This window comes from Enterobacter sp. IF2SW-B1, from assembly GCF_001743375.1.
Taxonomy (GTDB): Bacteria; Pseudomonadota; Gammaproteobacteria; order Enterobacterales; family Enterobacteriaceae; genus Enterobacter; species Enterobacter bugandensis.
The window spans coordinates 96,630-117,843 of record NZ_MJAA01000002.1 but is presented as its reverse complement, the minus strand read 5'-3'; the positions used below and the strand labels follow the sequence as shown (position 1 = coordinate 117,843).

General features: G+C 54.5%; 24 protein-coding genes. 8 read left to right on the top strand and 16 right to left on the bottom strand.

The annotated features are described in order from the left end of the window. Nucleotides 1–167: 167 nt before the first annotated feature. The 4 genes from glmM to rlmE form a co-directional block, all read right to left on the bottom strand. Entirely contained in the window at nt 168–1,505 is a 1,338-nt protein-coding gene (gene glmM, locus A6013_RS04895) for a phosphoglucosamine mutase (protein WP_028014552.1), read from the bottom strand. After that, the gene (gene folP / locus A6013_RS04890) at nt 1,498–2,346 is read right to left on the bottom strand and encodes a dihydropteroate synthase (protein ID WP_014885377.1); all 849 of its coding nucleotides are present in this window, start codon (nt 2,344–2,346) and stop codon (nt 1,498–1,500) included. Before folP ends, glmM begins: the two co-directional genes overlap by 8 nt. Nucleotides 2,347–2,444: 98 nt before the next feature. Beyond that, the gene (gene ftsH / locus A6013_RS04885; protein ID WP_013098921.1) at nt 2,445–4,379 is read right to left on the bottom strand and encodes an ATP-dependent zinc metalloprotease FtsH; all 1,935 of its coding nucleotides are present in this window, start codon (nt 4,377–4,379) and stop codon (nt 2,445–2,447) included. A 102-nt stretch (nt 4,380–4,481) separates the two neighbouring features. Continuing rightward, nucleotides 4,482–5,108 (bottom strand): 23S rRNA (uridine(2552)-2'-O)-methyltransferase RlmE, encoded by a 627-nt coding sequence (gene rlmE / locus A6013_RS04880; protein ID WP_003861812.1) that lies wholly within the window; start codon nt 5,106–5,108, stop codon nt 4,482–4,484. Nucleotides 5,109–5,235: 127 nt separating this feature from the next. Here rlmE and yhbY point away from each other — a divergent pair, with 127 nt between their 5' ends. Beyond that, a complete protein-coding gene (yhbY, locus tag A6013_RS04875; protein ID WP_003861814.1) occupies nt 5,236–5,529 on the top strand; it encodes a ribosome assembly RNA-binding protein YhbY in 294 nt (97 codons plus the stop codon). 152 nt (nt 5,530–5,681) lie between these two features. On the opposite strand, the gene greA is transcribed toward yhbY, so the two are convergent. Continuing rightward, complete coding sequence (greA, locus tag A6013_RS04870; protein ID WP_006812122.1) at nt 5,682–6,158, bottom strand: transcription elongation factor GreA; 477 nt, start codon at nt 6,156–6,158, stop codon at nt 5,682–5,684. 228 nt (nt 6,159–6,386) lie between these two features. Here greA and dacB point away from each other — a divergent pair, with 228 nt between their 5' ends. Genes dacB through pmrB form a run of 3 tightly spaced genes read left to right on the top strand, consistent with a single transcriptional unit; the run spans nt 6,387 to nt 9,525 of the window. Then, on the top strand, nt 6,387–7,820 hold the full coding sequence (gene dacB, locus A6013_RS04865) for a serine-type D-Ala-D-Ala carboxypeptidase (protein ID WP_028014554.1): 1,434 nt from the start codon (nt 6,387–6,389) through the stop codon (nt 7,818–7,820). Between the two features lie 2 nt (nt 7,821–7,822). Continuing rightward, a complete protein-coding gene (gene pmrA, locus A6013_RS04860; RefSeq protein WP_028014555.1) occupies nt 7,823–8,485 on the top strand; it encodes a two-component system response regulator PmrA in 663 nt (220 codons plus the stop codon). After that, entirely contained in the window at nt 8,482–9,525 is a 1,044-nt protein-coding gene (gene pmrB, locus A6013_RS04855; protein WP_063943733.1) for a two-component system sensor histidine kinase PmrB, read from the top strand. The genes pmrA and pmrB overlap by 4 nt, the downstream gene beginning before the upstream one ends. 33 nt (nt 9,526–9,558) lie before the next feature. Here the strand turns inward: pmrB and cgtA are convergent, their stop codons facing one another. The 4 genes from cgtA to rplU form a co-directional block, all read right to left on the bottom strand. After that, nucleotides 9,559–10,731 carry an Obg family GTPase CgtA gene (gene cgtA, locus A6013_RS04850; RefSeq protein ID WP_014885381.1) on the bottom strand — a complete coding sequence of 391 codons (1,173 nt, stop codon included), beginning with the start codon at nt 10,729–10,731 and terminating at the stop codon, nt 9,559–9,561. 15 nt (nt 10,732–10,746) lie between these two features. Further along, nucleotides 10,747–11,712, bottom strand: coding sequence for a DMT family transporter (locus tag A6013_RS04845; protein WP_028014557.1), 966 nt, complete (start codon nt 11,710–11,712; stop codon nt 10,747–10,749). A 95-nt stretch (nt 11,713–11,807) separates the two neighbouring features. Next, on the bottom strand, nt 11,808–12,065 hold the full coding sequence (gene rpmA, locus A6013_RS04840) for a 50S ribosomal protein L27 (RefSeq protein ID WP_004385076.1): 258 nt from the start codon (nt 12,063–12,065) through the stop codon (nt 11,808–11,810). 19 nt (nt 12,066–12,084) lie between these two features. Further along, the gene (rplU, locus tag A6013_RS04835) at nt 12,085–12,396 is read right to left on the bottom strand and encodes a 50S ribosomal protein L21 (protein WP_003025032.1); all 312 of its coding nucleotides are present in this window, start codon (nt 12,394–12,396) and stop codon (nt 12,085–12,087) included. A 257-nt stretch (nt 12,397–12,653) separates the two neighbouring features. Here rplU and ispB point away from each other — a divergent pair, with 257 nt between their 5' ends. Beyond that, nucleotides 12,654–13,625, top strand: a complete 972-nt coding sequence (gene ispB, locus A6013_RS04830) for an octaprenyl diphosphate synthase (RefSeq protein ID WP_028014558.1) — start codon at nt 12,654–12,656, stop codon at nt 13,623–13,625. Nucleotides 13,626–13,855: 230 nt separating this feature from the next. Next, nucleotides 13,856–14,143, top strand: coding sequence for a DNA-binding transcriptional regulator SfsB (gene sfsB / locus A6013_RS04825; protein WP_028014559.1), 288 nt, complete (start codon nt 13,856–13,858; stop codon nt 14,141–14,143). Nucleotides 14,144–14,204: 61 nt separating this feature from the next. On the opposite strand, the gene murA is transcribed toward sfsB, so the two are convergent. The 7 genes from murA to mlaF form a co-directional block, all read right to left on the bottom strand. Continuing rightward, nucleotides 14,205–15,464, bottom strand: coding sequence for a UDP-N-acetylglucosamine 1-carboxyvinyltransferase (gene murA / locus A6013_RS04820; protein WP_028014560.1), 1,260 nt, complete (start codon nt 15,462–15,464; stop codon nt 14,205–14,207). A 50-nt stretch (nt 15,465–15,514) separates the two neighbouring features. Beyond that, entirely contained in the window at nt 15,515–15,769 is a 255-nt protein-coding gene (ibaG, locus tag A6013_RS04815) for a BolA family iron metabolism protein IbaG (protein ID WP_008501458.1), read from the bottom strand. A 126-nt stretch (nt 15,770–15,895) separates the two neighbouring features. Then, entirely contained in the window at nt 15,896–16,189 is a 294-nt protein-coding gene (mlaB, locus tag A6013_RS04810; protein ID WP_045630728.1) for a lipid asymmetry maintenance protein MlaB, read from the bottom strand. Continuing rightward, complete coding sequence (gene mlaC, locus A6013_RS04805; protein ID WP_028014562.1) at nt 16,189–16,824, bottom strand: phospholipid-binding protein MlaC; 636 nt, start codon at nt 16,822–16,824, stop codon at nt 16,189–16,191. The genes mlaB and mlaC overlap by 1 nt, the downstream gene beginning before the upstream one ends. Before the next feature lie 17 nt (nt 16,825–16,841). Beyond that, complete coding sequence (mlaD, locus tag A6013_RS04800) at nt 16,842–17,390, bottom strand: outer membrane lipid asymmetry maintenance protein MlaD (RefSeq protein WP_041911946.1); 549 nt, start codon at nt 17,388–17,390, stop codon at nt 16,842–16,844. Nucleotides 17,391–17,394: 4 nt separating this feature from the next. Next, complete coding sequence (gene mlaE / locus A6013_RS04795) at nt 17,395–18,177, bottom strand: lipid asymmetry maintenance ABC transporter permease subunit MlaE (RefSeq protein WP_028014564.1); 783 nt, start codon at nt 18,175–18,177, stop codon at nt 17,395–17,397. Nucleotides 18,178–18,184: 7 nt separating this feature from the next. Beyond that, nucleotides 18,185–18,997: a phospholipid ABC transporter ATP-binding protein MlaF gene (gene mlaF / locus A6013_RS04790; RefSeq protein WP_028014565.1), complete on the bottom strand. Its 813-nt coding sequence runs from the start codon at nt 18,995–18,997 to the stop codon at nt 18,185–18,187. A 227-nt stretch (nt 18,998–19,224) separates the two neighbouring features. Here mlaF and A6013_RS04785 point away from each other — a divergent pair, with 227 nt between their 5' ends. After that, a complete protein-coding gene (locus A6013_RS04785; RefSeq protein WP_028014566.1) occupies nt 19,225–20,202 on the top strand; it encodes a calcium/sodium antiporter in 978 nt (325 codons plus the stop codon). A 13-nt stretch (nt 20,203–20,215) separates the two neighbouring features. Continuing rightward, nucleotides 20,216–21,202 carry an arabinose-5-phosphate isomerase KdsD gene (gene kdsD / locus A6013_RS04780; protein ID WP_028014567.1) on the top strand — a complete coding sequence of 329 codons (987 nt, stop codon included), beginning with the start codon at nt 20,216–20,218 and terminating at the stop codon, nt 21,200–21,202. Nucleotides 21,203–21,214: the final 12 nt, after the last annotated feature.

The window sequence follows — 21,214 nt, the reverse complement described above, 5'->3', positions numbered from 1 at the left end:
ATTTTTGTTTCCCACTGAAGCGGGTGTGAATACTAACCAAAGCGAATGGCCTTCGCAAGGGCATTTTCGACGCATTGTATCAACTGCGGAAAAAAACAGCAAAAAGCCATTAATTGCTTAAAACAAAGGCGGCAAACGCCGCCTTTTTAAACATTTAGCATGCAAGATTATGCAGCTTTTACGGCATCCGCAATACGGTGCGCAAATTCGGTGACCTGCGCTTCGTCTTCGCCTTCCACCATCACGCGGATCAGTGGTTCGGTACCGGACTTACGCAGAAGCACGCGTCCACGGCTGCCCAGCGCCGCTTCAACGTCAGCCATTACCGCTTTCACGTTGTCATTTTCCAGCGGATCGCCTTTACCCGCAGTGAAACGCACGTTCACCAGGATCTGCGGGAACATTTTCATCCCGCTGCACAGATCGTGCAGGCTCATATGGTTGCGCGCCATCGCGGCAACCACCTGAAGCGCAGCTACGATACCGTCGCCAGTCGTGGTTTTGTCGAGCAGGATCACGTGGCCGGAGTTCTCAGCACCAATGCGCCAGCCCTTCTCCTGCAGCTTTTCAAGCACGTAGCGGTCGCCCACTTTCGCGCGGACGAACGGAATACCGAGCTGTTTCAGCGCCAGCTCCAGACCCATGTTGCTCATCAGCGTCCCAACCGCGCCGCCGCGCAGCTGACCCTGGCGCAGGCCTTCACGGGCAATGATGTAGAGGATCTGATCGCCGTCGACTTTATTACCTTCGTGGTCAACCATGATCACGCGGTCACCGTCGCCGTCCAGAGCAATACCCAGATCGGCTTTTTCCGCCAGCACGCGCGCCTGCAGGGCGCGCACGTCCGTCGCCCCGACTTCTTCATTAATATTCAGACCATCCGGCTCGCAGCCGATGGCGATCACTTTCGCACCCAGCTCGCGGAAGACATTCGGCGCAATGTGATAGGTCGCACCGTTCGCACAGTCCACCACAATTTTAAGATGCGCCAGGCTCAGCTCGTTCGGGAAGGTGCCTTTGCAGAATTCGATATAACGACCCGCCGCATCGACGATACGGTTCGCTTTACCCAGCTCGGCGGAATCAACACAGGTGATCTCTTTTTCCATTTCGGCTTCAATGGCCTCTTCCACCTCGTCCGGCAGCTTGGTGCCGTCAATGGAGAAGAACTTGATGCCGTTGTCGTAGAACGGGTTATGAGACGCCGAAATCACAATTCCCGCTTCCGCGCGGAAGGTGCGCGTAAGGTAGGCAACAGCAGGCGTTGGCATTGGGCCAGTAAAAGAGGCTGAAAGCCCTGCCGCTGCCAGACCCGCTTCCAACGCAGATTCCAGCATATAGCCCGAAATACGGGTGTCTTTACCGATGATAATTTTACGTGAGCCATGACGCGCCAGGACCTTGCCGGCAGCCCAGCCGAGCTTCAGAACAAAATCAGGGGTAATTGGAGCATCGCCTACGCGCCCACGGATACCATCGGTACCAAAATATTTACGGTTACTCATAGCGTTTGTTTTCCTTCGCTGCCAGTGTGGCTTCCACCACACGCATGGCTTCTACTGTTTCTTTGACGTCATGGACACGGATAATGTGCGCGCCTTGCATCGCCGCAATTACCGCGCAGGCCAGGCTGCCACTCAGGCGCTCGCTCGGTCCTACATTCAGCAATTGGCCAATCATCGACTTTCTCGACATACCCACCAGCAGCGGCAGACCAAAGTGATGAAATTCCGATAAGCGCGCAAGCAACGCATAATTGTGTGAGAGATTTTTACCGAAACCGAACCCCGGGTCGAGCAGCAATTTCTCTTTTGGGATGCCTGCACGCTCACAGCGTTCAATATGCTCAATAAAGAAGCGATTCACGTCGGCAAAGACATCATCATACTTCGGCGCTTCCTGCATGGTTTTCGGTTGCCCCTGCATGTGCATCAGGCATACCGGCAGTCCGGTTTCAGCAGCGGCCTCGATCGCACCTGGTTCGGTCAGCGAGCGGATATCATTGATAATGTGAGCGCCCACTCTCGCCACTTCACGGATCACTTCTGGTTTGGACGTGTCGACGGAGATCCACACCTCGAAACGTTGCGCGATTGCCTCAACCACCGGCACCACGCGCGCCAGCTCTTCTTCCACCGAAACATCTGCCGCGCCGGGACGCGTCGATTCACCGCCCACATCAATGATGGTGGCACCCGCGTTGATCATTAGATTTGCGTGCTTAACCGCGTCGATAAGCGTGTTATGCGTGCCGCCGTCAGAGAAGGAGTCAGGGGTAACATTCAGGATCCCCATCACGTGCGGATGTGAAAGATCGAGATGCGAGTCCTGGGCGAAGAGTTTCATGGTTAAATCCCTGGTTTTAGTATGGTTTAACGGAAAAGAAAAACCCCGGAGCAAGCTCCAGGGTTTGGGGTACAGACAAACGCTTCAACAGCAGTGACTTACTTGTCGCCCAACTGCTCTGACATGGTGTTGCCCGGGTTTGGCGTACGCGGTTCATCGACCGGACGCGGCGCGCGCGGGGTACCATTGTTGTCAGAATTGTTGGAAGCGCCTGGGTCTTCCCAGCCAGCTGGCGGACGCACTTCGCGGCGAGCCATCAGGTCGTCAATCTGCGGTGCATCGATGGTCTCATATTTCATGAGTGCATCTTTCATCGAATGCAGAATGTCCATATTGTCGTTCAGGATCTGACGCGCGCGACCGTAGTTACGTTCAATCAGCGCTTTCACTTCCTGGTCGATGATACGTGCCGTCTCATCGGACATATGTTTTGCTTTCGCCACGGAGCGGCCCAGGAATACTTCACCCTCTTCCTCTGCATACAGCAGCGGACCGAGTTTGTCGGAGAAGCCCCATTGAGTCACCATGTTACGCGCCAGGTTTGTCGCCACTTTAATGTCGTTCGACGCACCGGTAGAAACGTGTTCTGGACCGTAGATGATCTCTTCTGCCAGACGACCGCCGTACAGGGTCGAAATCTGGCTTTCCAGCTTCTGACGGCTGGCGCTGATCGCGTCGCCCTCAGGCAGGAAGAAGGTCACACCCAGCGCACGGCCACGCGGAATAATCGTTACCTTGTGTACCGGATCGTGTTCCGGCACCAGGCGACCGATAATTGCGTGACCCGCTTCGTGGTAAGCCGTGGACTCTTTCTGCGCTTCCGTCATCACCATGGAGCGACGTTCCGCACCCATCATGATTTTGTCTTTCGCTTTCTCGAACTCAACCATGGAGACCACGCGCTTGTTACCGCGAGCGGCAAACAGTGCAGCTTCGTTGACCAGGTTAGCCAGGTCCGCACCGGAGAAGCCCGGCGTACCGCGCGCAATGATGGCCGCGTCGATATCTGGCGCCAGCGGTACGCGACGCATGTGCACTTTCAGAATCTGTTCACGACCACGAACATCCGGCAGACCGACAACAACCTGACGGTCGAAACGGCCTGGACGCAGCAGCGCAGGGTCAAGTACGTCCGGACGGTTAGTCGCCGCGATAACAATGATACCTTCGTTACCTTCGAAGCCGTCCATCTCAACCAGCATCTGGTTCAGGGTCTGCTCACGCTCATCGTGACCACCGCCCAGGCCCGCGCCACGCTGGCGGCCTACGGCGTCGATTTCATCGATAAAGATGATGCACGGTGCTGCCTTCTTGGCCTGCTCGAACATGTCACGCACACGAGATGCACCGACACCCACGAACATTTCAACGAAGTCAGAACCTGAAATAGTAAAGAACGGCACCTTCGCTTCACCCGCGATGGCTTTCGCCAGCAGGGTTTTACCGGTACCCGGAGGGCCTACCATCAGGACACCTTTCGGGATCTTACCGCCCAGTTTCTGGAAACGGCTCGGCTCGCGCAGGTATTCAACCAGTTCACCCACTTCTTCTTTTGCTTCGTCACAACCGGCGACGTCAGCAAACGTGGTCTTGATCTGGTCTTCCGTCAGCATACGCGCCTTGCTCTTACCGAACGACATGGCACCTTTGCCACCGCCGCCCTGCATCTGGCGCATAAAGAAGATCCAGACGCCGATAAGAAGTAGCATCGGGAACCAGGAAATGAAGATAGAAGCCAGCAGGCTTGGTTCTTCTGGCGGCTCGCCTACCACTTTGACGTTTTTGGTCAGAAGGTTATCAAGCAGCTTAGGATCGTTCACCGGGATGTAAGTCGTGTAACGGTTACTATCTTTCTTGGTAACGTTGATCTCACGTCCGTTGATACGCGCTTCGCGAACCTGGTCCTGATTGACCTCTTGCAGGAAGGTAGAATAATCCACCTTGCGGCCATTCGACTCGCTGGGCCCAAAGCTCTGGAATACTGACATCAGCACAACGGCAATGACCAGCCAGAGTATTAGGTTTTTCGCCATGTCACTCAAGGGATTAACCTCATATTACAACTGTGTTAAAAACAGCGTCAGGATACTCTATATCCAGTTTCATTCAAACTTTCGTCTGAAATCTCCCGGTTATCATTTTCGCCCGGTCGCTACAATATACACTTCACGGGAACGGGCCCGGGAAGAGTCCGGCTTACGAACTTTGACCTTCGCAAACAGGGAGCGAATTTCCTTAAGATACTCCTCGAAACCTTCGCCCTGAAACACCTTCACAACAAAACTACCACCAGGCGCTAGTACATCACGACACATTTCTAACGCTAGCTCCACCAGATACATGGCGCGGGGGATATCCACCGCCGGTGTTCCGCACATATTTGGTGCCATATCCGACATGACAACCTGGACCTTACTGTCACCAACACGATCAAGTAACGCTTTCAGCACTAATTCATCACGAAAGTCGCCCTGAAGGAAGTCGACACCAACGATGGGATCCATTGGTAAAAGATCGCACGCGATGATTCGGCCCGTTCCGCCGATCTGCGTTACCGCATACTGGGACCATCCGCCAGGTGCCGCACCGAGGTCGACAACCGTCATCCCCGGCTTAAAAAGTTTGTCACTTTGCTGTATTTCATCAAGTTTAAACCAGGCACGGGAACGTAACCCCTTTTTCTGTGCCTGTTGAACATATTTATCGCTAAAGTGTTCCTGAAGCCAGCGGCTGGAACTGGCAGAACGCTTTTTACCTGTCATTTAACATTTCCGTCCTGGTTCATCGTTGCTTGCCTGTGACGTAAATTTCTACGCAGCTATTTGGCGATATAAGGGAGATGGCGGTAGAATGAACCGTTTTCAATCCCAACGTAAGCAAAAATATACGATGAATCTGAGTACTAAACAAAAACAGCACCTTAAAGGTCTGGCACATCCGCTCAAGCCTGTAGTCATGCTTGGCAACAATGGTTTGACCGAAGGGGTGCTTGCCGAGATTGAACAAGCGCTGGAACACCACGAGCTGATCAAGGTGAAAATCGCCTCTGAAGACAGAGACACTAAAAACCTGATCGTGGAAGCCATCGTGCGCGAAACCGGCGCCTGTAATGTACAGGTCATCGGTAAAACGCTGGTGCTCTATCGCCCATCTAAAGAGCGTAAAATCTCGCTGCCACGCTAAGGATATCCTGAATCAATCACATTTTCTGTGTGAAACGAGGGATTTCTTTCAGCAGGCTCAGCAAAATGCCATGCTCCTTGAGTTGATAAAAGGCCGCTATGCGGCCTTTTTCTTTTCTTTACAATGTATCAACATCTTAGTAGAGAAGCGAATTACAGGTATTCAACCTTGATAATTTCGTATTCCACTTCACCGCCAGGGGTGCGGATGGTGACAACATCGTCCTGCTCTTTGCCAATCAGGCCGCGAGCAATGGGTGAGTTCACCGAAATCAGGTTCTGTTTGAAGTCTGCTTCATCATCGCCCACGATGCGATAGGTTTGCTCTTCATCGTTGTCGAGGTTCAGAACGCTGACGGTAGAACCAAAGATCACGCGACCGTTGTTAGGCATTTTGGTGATATCGATAACCTGCGCATTAGACAGTTTCGCTTCGATATCTTTAATGCGCCCTTCACAGAAACCCTGCTGCTCGCGCGCCGCATGGTATTCAGCATTCTCTTTCAGGTCGCCATGCTCACGGGCTTCCGCGATAGCGGCGATGATTTCAGGGCGACGCACGGATTTCAGGAAATCCAGCTCTTCGCGCAGTTTTTCGGCACCACGTAAGGTCATCGGAATAGCTTGCATTTGTTATACCTCTTAAACATTCCTGTTGGGAGCAGTGTTCCCTGCTCCTGCCCCCCGAAGCGGGCAAGAAGCAAAAAGAAAACCGACCCGGGAGCGACGCCCCAGGTCAGCAGCAATTTTTCAATTTGATACGCATTTTACCGCGAAGTTCACTATGGGTCATCGTTTACTTTGCAGTGCCATGCACCGTAGTATGACGGTTTGTTTTCGGGTTGTTAGCGCGAGATTATGCGATTTTCCAGTTTTATCATCGGATTGACTACCAGTATAACGTTCACCGCCCAGGCCGCGAATGTTGATGAGTACATTAATCAGCTCCCCGCAGGCGCGAACCTCGCCCTGATGGTGCAGAAGGTTGGCGCACAGGCTCCCGAGATTGACTATCACAGTCAACAGATGGCGCTGCCTGCCAGTACCCAGAAGGTGATCACTGCCCTCGCCGCCCTGCTCCAACTCGGGCCTGACTTCCGTTTTACCACCACGCTTGAAACCAAAGGTAACGTCGACGGTGGCGAACTGAAAGGCGATCTTATCGCCCGTTTCGGTGGCGATCCCACCTTTAAGCGCCAGGATATCCGCAACATGGTAGCGGTGTTGAAAAAATCCGGCGTGACAAAAATCGATGGCAACGTGCTGATCGATACCTCCATTTTTGCCAGCCACGATAAAGCACCAGGCTGGCCGTGGAACGACATGACGCAGTGCTTTAGCGCCCCGCCAGCCGCCGCGATTGTTGACCGCAACTGCTTCTCGATCTCCCTTTACAGCGCGCCCAAGCCAGATGATTTAGCGTTCATTCGCGTGGCATCTTACTATCCGGTGACCATGTTTAGCCAGGTGCGAACGTTGGCTAAAGGCTCCCCGGATGCCCAGTACTGCGAACTGGACGTGGTGCCTGGCGATCTTAACCGCTACACCCTCACCGGCTGCCTGACGCAGCGCGCCGATCCCCTGCCGCTGGCCTTCGCGATTCAGGATGGCGCAAGCTATGCGGGTGCGATTCTCAAGGATGAGCTGAAGCAGGCGGGAATAACCTACTCCGGCACGCTGCTACGCCAGACGCAGGTCAACCAGCCCGGAACGGTCATTGCCAGCAAACAGTCGCCACCGCTGCACGATTTGCTGCGAATTATGCTGAAAAAGTCTGACAACATGATTGCCGACACCGTGTTCCGCATGATTGGCCACGCGCGTTTCGGCGTGCCGGGAACCTGGCGCGCGGGCTCAGACGCTGTTCGTCAGATCCTGCGCCAGCAGGCGGGAATCGATCTGGGTAACACTATCGCCGTTGATGGTTCAGGATTATCGCGTCATAACCTGATTGCCCCGGCCACCATGATGCAGGTGCTTCAGTACATTGCACAACATGACACTGAGCTAAACTTTATCTCAATGCTGCCGCTTGCCGGACACGACGGTTCGCTGCAGTACCGCGCCGGGCTTCATGCAGCGGGTGTGGATGGCAAAGTCTCCGCGAAAACAGGTTCACTGCAGGGGGTGTATAACCTGGCAGGGTTCATCACGACCGCCAGCGGACAGCGCATGGCATTCGTGCAGTATCTTTCCGGCTATGCCGTCGAACCGACCGACCAGCGCAACCGCCGTATTCCACTGGTTCGCTTCGAAAGCAGGCTTTATAAAGACATCTACCAGAATAACTAGCGATGAAACTACTTATAGTTGAAGACGATCTGTTATTACAGGAAGGACTGGCTCTGGGACTCGCCAATGAAGGCTATGCCCTGGACTGTGCCGGCACCGCGGCAGAAGCAGATGCCCTGATCCAGAGCGGCGAATACAGCCTGGTAATCCTTGACCTGGGCTTGCCAGACAAAGACGGCGCGACGCTGCTTACCCAGTGGCGTCGCCGGGGCATCGCCAATCCGGTGTTAATCCTGACGGCACGCGACGCCATTGAAGATCGTATTACCGGCCTTGATGCTGGCGCCGATGATTACCTGGTGAAGCCCTTTGCGCTTGCAGAACTTCAGGCTCGGGTGCGAGCGTTAATACGCCGTTATCAGGGCCATAGTGATAACTTACTAACCGACGGGGACATTACCCTGAATCTGCAAACCCAGCAGGTATTGCGCCAGTCCCAGCCCGTTGAAGTTACACCAAAAGAGTTCGCCTTGCTGACGCGTCTGATCATGCGAAGCGGACAAACGGTACACAGAGAAACCCTTCAGCAGGATATCTATTCCTGGCAGGACGATCCGGGGTCAAATACCCTGGAAGTCCACATCCACAACCTGCGTCGTAAGCTCGGCAAAGACCGGATTAAAACCGTCCGCGGCGTTGGCTACCGCCTGGAGAGCCAGAAATGAACAGCATGCGTCGGCGATTAATGGTGTTGCTGGCGGTCATTCTGTTATTTTTCCAGCTGATAAGCGTCATTTGGTTGTGGCACGAAAGCCGCGAGCAGATTGGCTTTCTGGTGAACGAAACGCTGTCGGCAAAATCGCGTAACAACCACGTCGAGAAAGAGATCCGCGAAGCGATTGCCTCGCTGCTGGTTCCTTCTCTGGTGATGGTTGGGTTTACGTTGTTTTTCTCGTTCTGGGCGGTTACCTGGATAACCCGACCGCTGAACAAACTGCGCGTGAGCCTGGCTAACCGTTCGGCGGATAACCTAACCCCACTTCCTATGTATTCCGACATGGAAGAAATCGGCGCCGTTACCACCTCGCTCAATCAGCTACTCGCCAGGCTGGACAGTACCATTCAGCAGGAGCGTCTCTTCACGGCTGACGCCGCCCATGAACTGCGAACGCCTCTTGCCGGAATCAGGCTCCATCTGGAGCTCATGGCCCAGTCAGGCTCTACGCAGGCCACGACGCTCATCAACCGTATTGACCAGCTAATGCACACCGTTGAGCAACTGCTGATGCTGGCCCGTGCAGGACAGGCAATGGCGAGCGGCCACTATGAAACCATCAACTGGACGGACACCATTATCACGCCTCTTGGTCTTGAGCATGAAGCCAAAGAGCATACGGTGATTTGGCCTGCTAAAAGCGCGCTCACGGTTCAGGGAGACGCGGTACTGCTGCGGCTGATGCTGCGCAACCTGCTGGAGAATGCCGGGCGCTACAGCCCGACAGGCACCACGATTACCGTGACGCTTACCGAGGTCGAAGGCGGTACGCAGCTCAGCGTTATCGATCAGGGGCCTGGTATTGACGAAGCGAATCGACAGTCGATCACGGAGCCGTTCCGTCGCCTCGATCAGCGTTACGGCGGCAGCGGCCTTGGCCTGAGTATCGTACAGCGCATCCTGCAGCTTCATCACGGTAAGCTGATGCTGGAGAATGGTGCTGAAGGCGGCCTGATAGCAAGCTGCTGGCTGCCCTCAACGCTGGAATGAAAAAAGCCCCCTGATGGGGGCTTTGGACAGACATTAGTGCTTGTAGATGAACTCGACGCCTTCTTCGTCGTCTTCATCCCAGTCATCGTCCCAGTCGTCTTCCTCTTCCGCTTCCAGCTCTTCGAGCTGCTGGCGGTGGTAGTCATCCCACATGAATTCGACTTTTTCTGGCTGTTTCGCTTCTTCAGCCTGAACGACAGGGTTCTCGATGATGAAGGTCATCACATCCCAGCAGAGATCTTTCACGCCAACCTGACTTGCCGCGGAGATAAGGTAGTATTTATCTTCCCAGCCCATTGCTTCGGCAATCGCTTTGGCTTTCGCTTCGGCTTCCGCTTTATCCATCAGGTCGATCTTGTTGAAGACCAGCCAGCGTGGCTTACTCGCCAGTTTTTCGCTGTATTTTTCCAGCTCACCGATAATGATACGGGCGTTTTCAACCGGATCGGAACCGTCGATCGGATCGATGTCGATGAGGTGCAGCAGTACGCGGCAACGCTCAAGGTGCTTCAGGAAGCGAATACCCAGACCAGCGCCTTCCGCAGCGCCTTCAATCAGGCCCGGAATATCGGCGACCACAAAGCTCTTCTCGTTATCCATACGGACAACGCCGAGGCTTGGTACCAACGTGGTAAACGGATAGTCCGCTACTTTTGGCTTGGCCGCAGAGACGGCGCGAATAAAGGTCGATTTACCTGCGTTTGGCATACCCAGCATGCCCACGTCTGCCAGCAGCATCAGTTCAAGTTGCAGGTCGCGCTTATCACCCGGGGTACCCATCGTTTTCTGACGCGGGGTACGGTTAACGGAAGATTTGAAACGGCTGTTACCCAGACCGTGCCAGCCGCCTTTCGCCACCATCAGGCGCTGACCGTGTTTAGTCATATCGCCCATGGTTTCACCGGTGCCCTGATCGATAACGCGCGTACCGACCGGAACCTTAATGGTCACGTCTTTACCGCGTTTACCGGTACAGTCTCGGCTCTGGCCGTTCTGTCCGCGTTCTGCGCGGAAGGATTTTTCAAAGCGGTAGTCGATCAGCGTGTTGAGGTTTTCATCCGCCTCCAGCCACACGTCACCACCATCGCCACCGTCACCGCCGTCAGGGCCGCCACGAGGAATATATTTTTCACGGCGGAAGCTTACACAACCGTTACCGCCATCACCTGCCACGACCAGAATCGTCGCTTCATCAACAAACTTCATTTTACTCTCCGTAACTCATTCGCCTGAGCGGGGGACTACTACGACCGCTTCATTTTTGCGCCAACGTCCCCAAAGACGATGACCAATGGCGGAATACATCGCGCCCGCAACCACGACAAACGCACCGAGATAGCCCAACAGGTTGAGCATCGGTCTGACGAAGACATCGGGCCAGGCCATTGATAACAAATCTGAAAATAACAGCGTAAACAGCGGGGTAAGCGTGATCAATGCGCTCACCTGTGCTGCCTGCCAGCGCGCCATCGCTTCCGCCAGCGCGCCATAACCGACCAGCGTGTTAAGCCCACAAAAAATGAGGCACGCCAGTTGCCAGTCGCTCAGCTGGGTAATGACGCCCGGCTTCGCTAACGGCAATAATGCCACTGTACACAAAGTGTACAGCAAAAAAAGGATCTGCTGTGAGGCCAGGCGACGCAATAACACCTTTTGCGCGACGCCATAGCTCACCCAGACCGTTGCTGCACCCACGCCGAAGATCACGCCCCAGGTGTAGTCCGTAAGCCGGGTAAAAATCTCGATCAGGCTGGTGTTGAAGAACATCACCAGGCCGCATAGCAGCATGCTTGCCCCGATAATCTGCGTCCCGCGCATCTTCTCTTTGAGGATGAACACGCTCGCGACCATCATGCCCACAGGCGAAAGCTGACCAATCACCTGAGACGCCGTAGGGCTCAAATACTGCAGGGAAGAGCTGAACAGGATAAAGTTACCGAACAGACCGCCCGTCGCAATGGCCAGTAACACCAGCCATCGAGGTTTGCGGAAGAGCCGTAGCGGTGGAAGCTTGCCTTTAACTGCAAGGATGGTCCCGAGACCAATGCTTGCCATCAGGAAGCGATAAAAGACCACCGTAGGCGGCTCCATCACTTCCAGTACCTGCTTCATTGCAATTGGCAGCGCACCCCAGCACATTGCGGTCGTGAGCGCCAAAAGAATACCAATGCCGGCCTGCTGCTTCATGCCCGTTTTCCCTACAGAAAATTTTCCGGGTTTCCAATGTAAAAAGCCCCGCAACACGTTGCGGGGCTTTAATCCGTTACCGGACCGAGAAAACCTTACTCAGCAACGATGCTGATGTATTTACGGTTGTTCGGGCCTTTAACTTCAAATTTCACTTTACCGTCTGCTTTAGCAAACAGAGTGTGGTCACGACCGCAACCTACGTTGTTGCCAGCGTGGAATTTGGTACCACGTTGACGAACGATGATGCTACCCGCCAGAACGGATTCGCCACCGAAACGCTTAACGCCCAGGCGTTTAGCTTCTGAATCGCGACCGTTACGTGTGGAGCCGCCAGCCTTTTTATGTGCCATTTAAATCTCTCCTCAGGTCTTAGGCGCTGATGCCAGTAATTTTCACATCAGTGAACCACTGACGGTGGCCCTGCTGCTTACGGTAGTGTTTACGACGACGAAACTTAACGATTTTAACTTTCTCGCCACGACCGTGTGCAACAACTTCAGCTTTGATAACGCCGCCATCAACGAAAGGAACGCCGATTTTGACTTCTTCACCGTTTGCGATCATCAGAACTTCTGCGAACTCAACAGATTCGCCAGTTGCGATGTCCAGCTTTTCCAGGCGAACGGTCTGACCTTCGCTTACTCGGTGTTGTTTACCACCACTTTGGAAAACCGCGTACATATAAACTCCGCTTCCGCGCACGTCCTCGTATGAATCAGAGTGCGCTATAAATATTCACAATAGGGCGCGAATATTACGCAAAACGCGAGCCTTTGACAAGTGCTACCGTCAATACATGAAGAAAAAAAACACAACACGTACGGTAACGTTTATCTGAGCCGTTTTTTCAGTACAATCAGCACTACTATTGATAAACCGAAACCCTTCGTTACCCCATTGAAGATGGGATCAACAGGATAAAAAGCCCGGCTTTTGCGATGAATTTAGAAAAAATCAACGAGTTAACCGCGCAAGATATGGCGGGTGTAAATGCAGCAATCCTGGAGCAACTCAACTCTGACGTTCAGCTGATCAATCAGTTGGGCTATTACATTGTCAGCGGCGGCGGTAAACGCATTCGCCCGATGATTGCCATTCTGGCTGCCAGAGCCGTTGGCTATCAGGGAAATGCCCACGTGACGATCGCCGCGCTGATCGAATTTATTCACACCGCGACGCTTCTGCATGACGATGTTGTGGATGAATCCGATATGCGTCGTGGCAAAGCCACGGCAAACGCTGCCTTCGGGAACGCCGCCAGCGTTCTGGTCGGGGACTTTATCTATACCCGCGCCTTCCAGATGATGACCAGCCTGGGCTCTCTGAAAGTGCTCGAGGTGATGTCCGAAGCCGTCAACGTCATCGCTGAAGGCGAAGTGCTGCAGCTGATGAACGTCAATGACCCTGATATCACCGAAGAAAACTACATGCGCGTTATCTACAGCAAAACAGCGCGCCTGTTTGAAGCGGCCGCCCAGTGTTCCGGCATCCTGGCTGGCTGTTCCGAGGCGCAGGAAAAAGGACTGCAGGATTATGGACGCTACCTGGGTACTGCCTTCCAGCTGATTGATGATTTGCTGGACTACAGCGCGGACGGCGAAACGCTCGGCAAAAACGTTGGCGATGACCTGAACGAAGGCAAACCGACCCTGCCGCTGCTTCACGCGATGCGTAACGGAACGGCCGACCAGGCGAAAATGATCCGTGAGGCGATCGAACAGGGAAATGGTCGCCATCTTCTGGAACCTGTACTGGAAACGATGGCCATCTGCGGCTCGCTGGAATGGACCCGCCAGCGTGCTGAAGAAGAGGCTGACAAAGCCATCGAAGCTCTCCAGGTTATTCCAGACAGCCCATGGCGCGATGCTCTGATTGGTCTTGCCCATATCGCTGTTCAACGCGACCGTTAATCTTGCCCCCACCTCCCCGTATCCATCGCGGGGAGGTTCAAAAACGCACCAGTAAATTCCGCATTCATGTAAATGAATCGGGTTAGAGCCCGCATGAATAAAGCCATGTCTTATTCTGAATATCCCTTCAAGTAACGCGAACTTTTTAGAACAAGAAGTCGAAATGAGTATAGTAAGCCAGTCGTTTCAGAAGAAACGGCGTAGGTGAATCCGAACTTAAGGACAGCGTTATGGATACGAAATTTATCGACTGGCATACGGCAGATATCATTGCGGCACTGCGCAAAAGAGGTACGTCACTTGCAGCAGAGTCCCGCCGCCATGGTCTGAGTTCTTCCACCCTGGCCAACGCCCTGACCCGCCCCTGGCCAAAGGGAGAATTGATTATCGCGACGGCGCTGGAAACGCACCCGTGGGTGATCTGGCCTTCACGTTATCACGATCCTGTTACTCATGAATTTATCGACAGAACGCGCATGATGCGCCAGAGAAAAGCAAAAACAGAACCGCAGGGATAACGGTTTTTTTGACAGGAATAGCAACCCCCCGGTCATTTCTGGCAGGGGGCTGCCGGAACGATTACTCGCCCTTCACACGCTCGATATTGGCACCCAGCGCGCGCAGTTTGTCTTCAATACGTTCATAGCCACGATCGATGTGATAAATACGATCCACCACCGTTGTGCCTTCCGCGATACAGCCCGCCAGCACCAGGCTTGCAGACGCACGCAAATCCGTTGCCATTACCTGAGCACCGGACAGTTTCTCAACGCCATGGCAAATTACGGTGTTACTTTCGATCTCAGCATGTGCACCCATACGGATCAGTTCCGGTACGTGCATAAAACGGTTCTCGAAAATCGTCTCGGTAATCACACCGGTTCCTTCGGCAACCAGGTTCAGCAGCGTGAACTGTGCCTGCATATCGGTCGGGAATGCCGGATGCGGAGCCGTACGCACTGTCACCGCTTTAGGACGCTTGCCGTGCATGTCGAGGCTGATCCAGTCTTCACCGGTTTCAACATCGGCACCCGCTTCACGCAGCTTCGCCAGAACGGCATCCAGAGTGTCTGGCTGTGCATTACGGCAGACAATCTTACCGCCAGAGATCGCCGCAGCCACCAGGAAGGTGCCTGTTTCGATACGGTCCGGCAGAACGCGATACACACCACCGCCCAGACGCTCAACGCCTTCAATGGTGATGCGGTCAGTACCCTGGCCGGAAATCTTCGCGCCCAGCGCCACGAGGAAATTGGCGGTATCCACGATCTCCGGTTCGCGCGCGGCGTTTTCGATGATGGTGGTACCTTCTGCCAGCGTTGCCGCAGACATGATGGTGACGGTAGCGCCTACGCTCACTTTGTCCATGACAATGTGCGCGCCTTTCAGACGACCGTTGACGGAGGCCTTAACGTAACCCTCTTCCAGCTTGATCTCTGCGCCCAGTTTCTCCAGGCCAAAGATATGCAGGTCAACCGGACGCGCGCCGATGGCGCAACCACCCGGCAGCGAAACCTGACCCTGACCGAAACGTGCCACCAGCGGGCCAAGCGCCCAGATAGATGCACGCATGGTTTTCACCAGATCGTAAGGCGCAGAGAAGTTGTTCACGTTGCTGGCATCGATCCAGACGGAACCGTTGCGCTCAACTTTAGTGCCCAACTGGGTGAGCAACTTCATGGTCGTGTCGATATCTTTCAGCTTCGGTACGTTCTGAATTTCTACCGGCTCTTCCGCGAGCAGCGCAGCAAAGAGGATTGGCAGCGCGGCGTTCTTCGCGCCAGAAATTGTGACTTCGCCCTGGAGACGCGTTGGCCCCTGTACACGAAATTTATCCATTGTGTGCTCTCTTATAAATTCAACCGTGCTGCGGGCCTGTCGCCCTCAGCTCAAAAACCGTTTAGTTTGCGATCGCGTGCCCACTCTTGCGGGGTGAACGCTTTAATCGACAGGGCGTGGATGCGGTTATCCGCAATATATTCCATCAGCGGCGCGTACACAGCCTGCTGCTTCTTCACACGGCTCATACCGTCGAACATCTCACCCACAGCAATAACCTGGAAGTGACTGCCATCGCCAGTGACGTGGGCTTCCTGAAGGGAGAGTGCATTCATCAGCACTGTCTGGATTTCATGATTTTCCATGGGCTCTTAATCATCTGATAGTGAAAACAAGCCCAACATCTTAGAGCAAAGTGGCGTCGTCTTAAACAAGCAAAAAGCCCCGACGATGAAACTGTCAGGGCTTTCGGAAGTAACGCACTGAAAATATTAACGAGGCAGTACGTCCTGAGGCAGATTGTAGAGTTGCGCAAGGGTAACGACATTGTCACTCGCGCCATGAAGCATGACGCTTGTTCCCTGCTTTTTGCCCACGGCAACCAGATGGGCGAGCAGCGCAACGCCTGCCGTATCCACCCGCGTGACGTCGGTTAAGTCGATAAGCGTCACGCCCTGCATCGCCTCATGCCGTTTATCCCACAGTGGGTTCAGCAGATCCTGGTCCAGCTCACCGGACAGCCTTAACGTCTCACCTTCACGCGACCAGCGGAGTTGCTGCGACATTACTTCTTCTCGTCCAGGGTAATTTTCTGACGAGCAATGGACTGCAGCTGTGCGGTCAGGCCATCAATGCCCTTGGTGCGCAGCAGGTCGCTCCACTCGTTCTGCTTGGTGGTGATCATGCTTACGCCTTCGGCGATCATGTCATACGCCTGCCAGTGGCCGGTCTGGCTGTTTTTACGCCACTGGAAATCCAGGCGCACCGGCGGACGGCCGTTAGGATCGATGATCGTTACGCGAATAGGCACGATGGTCGCATCACCCAGCGGCTGCTCCGGGGCGATCTGATAGGTCTGACCGTGGTACATCGCCAGCGCCTGACCATACGCCTGCTTCAGGTATTCACGAAATGCGGCAAAATAGGCCTCACGCTGCGCAGGCGTTGCGTCTTTGTAATAGCGGCCCAGCACCAACGCTCCCGCATATTTGATCTGCACATACGGCAGCAGTTCCTGGTCAACCACGTCACGCAGATAGTCAGGATTCGCGCGAATTTTTGGCTGTTCGTTTTTGAGACGGTCGAAGGTTTTCTTCGCAGCTTCGTCCATCAGTTTGTACGGGTTGCTCTGATCCGCAGCATGTGCCGCAGTGAGAGGGGCAATGACCAGCATGGCAACCATTAACAGTCGTTTAAACATGAATGACTTCTCCTGAATTAATTCGCAGCACCAGGGGTCGGCGCAACGTTGGTATGGTCTTCACTCTGCGCAGGGGCATCGTCAGACTTTTTATCATCCCCTTTACTGTTGTAAAGGAACTGACCAATCATGTCCTCCAGCACCATCGCGGACTTCGTATCCTGGATAACGCTACCGTCTTTAAGGATAGTCGTTCCCAGCTCGGGGTCTTCAAAGCCGACGTTAAGTGCCAGATATTGTTCACCCAGCAGGCCGGAAGTACGGATAGAAAGGGAGCTGGTGTCCGGAATGTGGTTGTAACGTTCTTCGATATCCATCGCGACGCGCGGCAGATACGTTTTCTCATCGAGCGTAATGTCAGATACGCGGCCGATCACCACACCGCCAATGCGGACCGGTGAACGCGCCTTCAGCCCGCCGATGTTATCGAACGTGGCATAGATGCGATACGTCGGCTCGGTGCGTACTGAGGTGATATCTGCCGCTCTCAGGCAGATAAACAGCGCCGCCAGCAGCGCCAGCAGCAGGAAAACGCCGACCCAAATTTCATTTTTTCTCGTTTGCATGAACTCAATTCCCAAACATCAGTGCGGTGAGCACAAAATCCAGGCCCAGTACGGCCAGCGACGAATGTACGACAGTACGTGTAGTTGCACGGCTAATGCCCGCCGAGGTCGGGATGGCATCGTAACCATTGAACAATGCAATCCAGGTGACCGTAATGGCAAACACCACGCTTTTAATCAGGCAGTTAACCAGATCCATTCGCAGGTCGATGGCGTCCTGCATCGCAGACCAGAAGAAGCCGGCATCGATGCCTTTCCAGTGGACCCCAACCAGCGAACCGCCCCAGATCCCCACGGCGACAAACAGAATAGTCAGTAGCGGGAGCGAGATCACCCCCGCCCAGAAACGCGGCGAGATCACGCGACGCAGCGGATCGACCGCCATCATCTCCATGCTGGAGAGCTGCTCGGTCGCACGCATCAGGCCAATCTCAGCCGTTAATGCCGACCCAGCGCGTCCGGCAAATAGCAGTGCCGCCACAACCGGACCCAATTCGCGCAGCAGCGAAAGCGCCACCAGCATTCCGAGGCTGGTTTCCGCACTGTAGGTTGTCAGAACAAGGTAGCCCTGCAGCCCCAGCACCATGCCGATAAACAGACCGGAAACAATAATGATGAGCATCGACAGCACGCCGACATTATAAAGCTGACGCACCAGCAGAGGGGCGTGCTTGCTAAACTCCGGCTTGCCGACCAGCGCGTTGAATAACATCAATCCGGCACGCCCGAACGTCCTGATGGTTTTTATGCCACGGTGTCCGAGAGCGGCCAACGCATTTAACAGCATGAGTGGCTTAACTCCCTATTCCCAGTAAATCGTCACGATAATCGCCCGCCGGGTAGCGGAACGGTACGGGTCCGTCAGCAATACCGTCGAGGAACTGCCGCACGCGTGGATCGCAATTTTCCTGCAGCGCCTGGGCGCTGCCGTGTGCAACGATCTTTTTGTCCGCCACGATATAGGCGTAATCGGCAATGCTCAACACTTCCGGTACATCGTGAGACACCACGATACAGGTGACGCCGAGCGCGCTGTTCAGTTCAGAGATGAGCTTTACCAGCACGCCCATCGTGATGGGATCCTGCCCGACGAACGGTTCGTCGAACATGATTAAATCGGGCTCTAATGCAATGGCTCGCGCCAGCGCGGCGCGGCGCGCCATCCCGCCGGACAGCTCCGAAGGCATTAGCTTCGCGGCTCCCCGCAACCCCACAGCTTCAAGCTTCATCATCACCGTGCTTTTCAGCAGCTCAGGCGGCAGGCTGGTATGCTCGCGCAGCGGATAGGCCACGTTATCAAAGACGTTCATGTCGGTGAACAACGCCCCCGACTGAAAGAGCATACTCATACGTTTGCGGACAGTATACAGGCGCGAGCGCGACATCTCCGGGACGTTTTCGCCATCGAAGAGGATTTCACCGCTATCCGGTGGGATCTGACCACCAATAAGGCGCAGGAGGGTCGTTTTACCGATCCCGGACGGCCCCATGATGGCGGTGATTTTGCCACGCGGTACGGTCAACGAAATATCATCGAATATCAGTCGATTGCCGCGAGAAAAACTCACACCGCGGACATCGACGATATTCGCCATCGTTTGGCTCATTTATAGTTCCTTTCTTACCCTGCTCACGTTAAGACGTGCAGCCTGAATCAGCCCTTAACCCCGCATTTTTACAGAATATTAGCCGTTGAGGTTAGCGAAAGCTGGCATTTGTTTTACTTTTCCGGCGCATAAAGTCAAAATTAGGAATTCGTTACGCCTCAGACCGTATGCAGTCCAGCCATTCCCGCGCGATGGACCGACAAGTATACCTGAAGAAAGGACTTTTGATGCTTTTAGCAACAGCACTGTTAATCATTGGTTTACTGTTAGTGGTCTACAGTGCTGACCGTTTAGTCTTTGCTGCATCTATCCTGTGTCGCCTGACGGGTGTACCGCCTGTAGTCATCGGGATGACCGTGGTCAGCGTTGGCACGTCACTTCCTGAAATCATCGTCTCCGTCTCGGCGTCGCTGCATGGTCAGTTAGACCTGGCAATTGGCACCGCGATTGGCTCTAACATCGTCAATATATTACTGATTTTGGGCCTTGCGGCACTGCTCCATCCATTTCGCGTGCATTCTGATGTTCTGCGCCGTGAATTGCCGCTAATGTTAGTCGTAAGCCTGCTGGCAGGGTGCGTATTTTATGATGGCGTACTGAGCTATAGCGACGGCATTTTCCTGCTGGCGCTGGCCGTCATCTGGTTACTGTATAGTGTTAAAATTGCCCGCCAGGCGGAAAAACAGGGTCAGGATAGCCTGACGCGTGAACAGGTTGCCGAACTCCCGCGGGAAGGCACGCTGCCGGTCGCCCTCCTCTGGCTTGGCGTTGCGCTGATCATCATGCCGATGGCAACGCGCATGGTCGTGGATAACGCGACGGTACTGGCGAACTATTTCGCCATGAGCGAACTGACGATTGGCCTGACGGTTATTGCTATCGGCACCAGCCTGCCGGAGCTGGCCACCGCCATTGCGGGGGCGCGTAAAGGGGAAGATGACATCGCCATTGGTAATATCATCGGCTCCAACATATTTAATATCGCGATTGTCATGGGCCTGCCGGCTCTGATTACGCCGGGGCCGTTTAATCCTCTGGCGTTTTCACGCGATTACGGGGTGATGTTGCTGGTCAGCGTGATATTTGCCCTGCTCTGCTGGCGGCGGCAACGCCAGATCGGCAAAGGCGCAGGCGCGCTGCTGACGGGTGGATTTATCGTATGGATGGCGATGCTGTACTGGCTCTCGCCTCTTCTCTCTGGGTAAACGGAAACGCATTATGTCGCAAATAGAATTGCAGCCGGGTTTTGACTTTCAGAAAGCAGGCAAAGAGGTTCTGGAGATTGAACGTGAAGGTCTGGCGCAGTTAGATCAGTACATTAATCAGGATTTTAGTCTGGCATGTGAGAAGATATTCTACTGTGCCGGGAAAGTCGTGGTGATGGGGATGGGCAAGTCCGGCCACATTGGGCGCAAAATGGCGGCAACGTTTGCCAGCACCGGAACCTCGTCCTTCTTTGTACACCCGGGGGAAGCCGCGCACGGCGACCTGGGGATGGTCACGCCGCAGGATGTCGTTATCGCGCTGTCCAACTCCGGTGAGTCCAATGAAATTCTGGCATTGATCCCCGTACTGAAGCGTCTGCAGGTGCCGCTGATTTGCATGACCAGCCGTCCGGAAAGTAGCATGGCGCGTGCAGCCGATATTCATCTGTGCGTTAAAGTACCGAAAGAGGCCTGCCCGCTCGGCCTGGCACCAACGTCCAGCACCACCGCCGCGCTGGTCATGGGCGATGCGCTTGCCGTCGCGCTGCTTGAAGCTCGCGGTTTTACGCCGGAAGATTTCGCGCTCTCCCATCCGGGCGGCGCGCTGGGGCGCAAGCTGCTGCTGCGGGTAAACGATATTATGCACACCGGGGATGAGATCCCTCACGTCAGCAAAGAAGCCTCCCTGCGTGATGCGCTGCTGGAAATCACCCGTAAGAATCTGGGTATGACGGTCGTGTGCGACGATCTGATGAAAATTCAGGGGATCTTCACCGATGGCGACTTGCGTCGCGTGTTCGACATGGGTGTAGATGTCCGCACGCTCGGCATTGCCGATGTGATGACGCCCGGCGGCATTCGCGTGCGTCCGGGAACGCTGGCCGTGGATGTGCTGAACCTGATGCAGTCCCGCCATATCACCTCCGTTATGGTTGCCGATGGCGACCAGTTGCTGGGTGTGGTACATATGCATGATCTGCTGCGCGCTGGCGTAGTGTAATAAAGGATAAGA